Below are 3,978 nucleotides of genomic sequence, written 5' to 3'. Positions count from 1 at the left end.
AAGGCCGGCAAATACCTGTGACTTGATTTCCTTGAATCCGGGCAGCGCTTCCTTCGCAGGATTTTCGGCTGACGTTACGGTATCTCCCACTTTGGCCGCTTGCAGCTCCTTGATGCCGGAAATTATGTAACCCACTTCGCCGGCGCTCAAGGTTTCCGTGGGCACAGCCTTAGGCGTAAACACACCCACTTGTTCGCACAAATGGGTCGAATCACTTGCCATCAAGCGAATCCTGTTCTTCTGGCGCAAGGTTCCATCGATGACGCGAACCAGCATGACAACGCCGACGTAATTGTCAAACCATGAATCAATCAGAAGCGCCTTTAGCGGCGCATCGGGGTCTCCTTGTGGTGCCGGGATACGCTCGATGATCGCTTCCAGGATTTCATCCACGCCAAGACCCGTCTTGGCAGAAGCAAGAATGGCGTGTGAAGCGTCAATGCCAATGACGTCCTCGATTTCCTGACGTGCGTTGTCGGGCATGGCCGACGGAAGATCGATCTTGTTCAAGACGGGCAGAACTTCGACGCCGAGTTCGATTGCGGTATAGCAGTTGGCTACCGTCTGTGCTTCGACGCCTTGCGACGCATCGACAACCAGCAAGGCGCCCTCGCACGCAGAAAGCGAACGCGACACTTCGTAGGAAAAGTCGACGTGTCCCGGCGTGTCGATGAGGTTCAGATTGTATATTGCGCCGCTGTGCGATTTGTACTGCAACGCAGCGGTCTGCGCCTTGATGGTTATACCTCGCTCACGTTCGATATCCATCGAATCGAGCACTTGCGCTTCCATTTCGCGGTCGGACAATCCACCGCAAAGATGGATGATGCGGTCGGCAAGCGTTGATTTGCCGTGGTCGATATGGGCGATGATCGAGAAGTTGCGGATGTGTTGCATTTGCATCGTGTTTGCACTGCCGCGGCAAGGCCGCGCCTGAAAAAAAGGGTGCCGGCGGGCACCCTTTGTTTGATCTGCCAGAAGGCGCGGATTTTAGCGGATTTTGCTCAAATAATCACGGAGTTTGGCATCTTCGAGGCGGTAATGACAGAGCTCGGTTCCCTCATGCAGCAGTACTGGAACCAATTCATCATATAGCGCTTCAAGCCTGGGATCGGCATCCACATCGACAACATCAACGTCAACCCCGAATTCAGCCGCAAGCGGAAGCAAGGCCAACTCCATTTCGTGGCAGAGATGGCAATACGTCCGCGAGATCAGCGTCAGTTTTGTCACGTCATCCAGCCTTCTTTTCGGGCAGTCCCTTTATGGTGATAAAGGTCTGCAACTCCCCGCGTTTAACCAGCAAGGTAATGGTGGATGCCTTGTCAAATTGTGCTAGCAGCTTGTTGAACTGATCAACGCTCCTGATTTCGGAACTTTCGCCCCGTGCAATGAGTGCCAGGATGATATCGCCAGGTTGCAAATCGGCCCGAACGACGTTGCCACGAACATCCTCGACCAGCAAGCCTCCACTGATTCTCAGTTCGCGTTGTCGTTCAGGGCTTAGTTCCGAAACGACCAGGCCCAGTCGATTGGCCGCCTGCTCAGTTGACCTGGGGTTTTTTCCGTTTCTGGCCATCGCCTTTTCTTCCGGCGTTTCACCGACGACAACCGTCAGATCCCGCACGGAGCCCTTGCGCCATACTTGCATGGGCGCACTCGCTCCTGGTTTGCTGGAGCCCACGATTCGCGGCAAATCGCCCGAGTTGACAACCGGCTTGCCGTCAAACTTGAGGATGACATCACCGGGTTCGACTCCGGCCTTATCAGCGGGTCCTCCACGTTCGACTGCATTGACGACAGCACCCTGTGGTTTGCTTAACCCGAAGGATTCGGCCAGCTCTTTGGTTACTTCCTGAATGACGACACCGATTCGGCCACGGCGAATTCTGCCGCTGACCCTGAGTTGGTTCTGGATGTCCATTGCCACGTCAATCGGGATAGCAAACGAGATGCCCATGAACCCGCCGGATCGACTGTATATCTGCGAATTGATCCCAACCACTTCGCCCTTCATGTTGAACAGGGGGCCTCCGGAATTGCCCGGATTGATCGCCACATCGGTCTGAAGGAAGGGAACAAAATTCTCTTGGGGCAAAGAGCGTCCTTTGGCACTGATGATGCCGGCTGTGACACTGTTGTCGAAACCGAAGGGAGAGCCTATCGCTACAACCCACTCGCCCACCCTGAGAATCCCCGGATCACCCAGGCGTACCGTGGGCAGATTGGTAGCCACGATCTTGATCAGCGCAACATCTGTCCGCTTGTCGGAGCCGATGACTTTGGCCTTGAATTCCCGCTTGTCGGTTAATCGAACGAAGATTTCATCTGCCGATTCGACCAGATGAGCATTGGTCAGAATGAAACCATCGGCACTGATAATGAAACCGGAACCCAGCGAGCGACTTTCGAACTCCCGGGGAACGCCAGGCGTACCAGGCATTCCGGGTTGACGCGGAAAGAAGCGCCGAAAGAAATCAGACGTCGGGTCATCTTCGTCAAACGGGAAGGGCTGAACACCACGCCCAAAACCACGAACCACCTGTGTTGTACTGATATTTACGACGGCCGGCCCCTGCTTTTCGACAAGCTCCGTAAAATCAGGCAAGGCTCTATTCTGCGCCTGCGCAGTCAATGAAATAAAAGCAATGAAAAATGCCGTCACAAGCTGCTTCATGGTGACAAATGCCTCCTGTGAGTCCGTTTTGCCTGGCCGGAAATTCTGGATCGATGAACTGAAATCAAGATCTGATATAGGGCTGCGAACGCTGGTCGGGCGTACCTCGAAGTAGAGCAAAACGCATCGCCAGCCATGAGAAAAACAAGCCACTGACCGACCCGACGATAGCGCCGGTTTCCCCGGCCAGCGCCGATCCGCCAAGTGCGCCGATGAACAATAGCAGCAGCGGCAATCCGTAAGCGAGTGCGGCACTACGTCGAACAGCGCCTTCGTCAATCACTATGCTTACGCTGTCGCCAATGGCCGAGTTGCCAGGGTTCAATACACGGAAGCTTCGTGGCGCATGGCAAAACAACGTGGCGATGTTGGTTCCGCCACAACCGCCGGTTTCATGACAGCGTCCGCATCCCGATTCTTGCACTCGGACAATCGCATAATCGCCATCAAGCGCGAAAATCTTTCCAGGCACATCAATCATTCGTATTCCCTGGATCGGGTCCGCCTGACGGTATATTGAACATGGCGTGATGACGCATCGGCCTAGTCTACCACCTGTGATCCGTAGCCGTATCCAGCAAAGGTTTCAGCTTTTCTGCCACGGCCTCACGTGCACGGAAAATACGCGAGCGCACCGTGCCTATCGGACAGTTCATTTCTTCAGCAATCTCCTCATAGCTCAGGCCTTCGATTTCACGCAATACAATTGCATTGCGCAGCTCTTCCGGTAGCGCTTCCATCGCGGCATTGACCGTTTGCCCGAGCTGCTTGGACTGCAACAATCGCTCGGGGGTATTGTTATCGCGCAGTTGATCTGCGTCATCGAAGGACTCCGCCTGATCAGCATCAAAGTCAGTTGATGTCGGGGCGCGACGACCTTTTGCGACAAGATAGTTCTTGGCCGTATTGATACCGATTCGGTATAGCCAGGTATAGAACGCGCTCTCGCCGCGAAACGATGGCAGCGCGCGATAGGCCTTGATGAACGCCTCCTGTGCGACGTCTTCAACTTCAGCGTGGTCGCGAACAAAGCGCGATAGAAGTCGTCCAAGCTTGCGCTGGTACTTTTCAACCAGCCGATCGAAACTTTGCTTGTCGCCTGCCTGTGCTCGCTTGACCAACTCCTGGTCAATTTCGCGTTCATTCATGCTATGTGAATTCCCTGTCGGACACGATGTTGTGTTTTTCGCGAGAGTATAGCGCAACCGCTAAGCCGACGCGGCGATAGTGGCCTATCTCGCAGGGCTGGAGCATCAAATCTCTCTCAGATGCAAAGCGGTAGCGAGATGAGCCGGGTTGTA

General features: G+C 54.6%; 5 protein-coding genes. All 5 read right to left on the bottom strand.

What is annotated here, in order from left to right; genetic code table 11:
- The coding region (locus PROAA_RS10080) for a GTP-binding protein (RefSeq protein ID WP_186411216.1) at positions 1–897 on the bottom strand (897 nt) is incomplete at its 3' end.
- Between the two features lie 93 nt (positions 898–990).
- Complete coding sequence (locus PROAA_RS10075) at positions 991–1,233, bottom strand: glutaredoxin family protein (RefSeq protein WP_186411215.1); 243 nt, start codon at positions 1,231–1,233, stop codon at positions 991–993.
- A 1-nt stretch (position 1,234) separates the two neighbouring features.
- On the bottom strand, positions 1,235–2,677 hold the full coding sequence (locus PROAA_RS10070; protein ID WP_186411214.1) for a DegQ family serine endoprotease: 1,443 nt from the start codon (positions 2,675–2,677) through the stop codon (positions 1,235–1,237).
- 64 nt (positions 2,678–2,741) lie between these two features.
- The gene (locus PROAA_RS10065) at positions 2,742–3,158 is read right to left on the bottom strand and encodes a SoxR reducing system RseC family protein (RefSeq protein ID WP_186411213.1); all 417 of its coding nucleotides are present in this window, start codon (positions 3,156–3,158) and stop codon (positions 2,742–2,744) included.
- A gap of 67 nt (positions 3,159–3,225) precedes the next feature.
- A complete protein-coding gene (rpoE, locus tag PROAA_RS10060; protein ID WP_186411212.1) occupies positions 3,226–3,825 on the bottom strand; it encodes an RNA polymerase sigma factor RpoE in 600 nt (199 codons plus the stop codon).
- Positions 3,826–3,978 lie beyond the last annotated feature (153 nt).

This window comes from Candidatus Propionivibrio aalborgensis, assembly GCF_900089945.1.
In the GTDB taxonomy this organism is placed as follows: Bacteria; Pseudomonadota; Gammaproteobacteria; order Burkholderiales; family Rhodocyclaceae; genus Propionivibrio; species Propionivibrio aalborgensis.
This window is presented reverse-complemented; position numbering and strand designations above follow the sequence as displayed.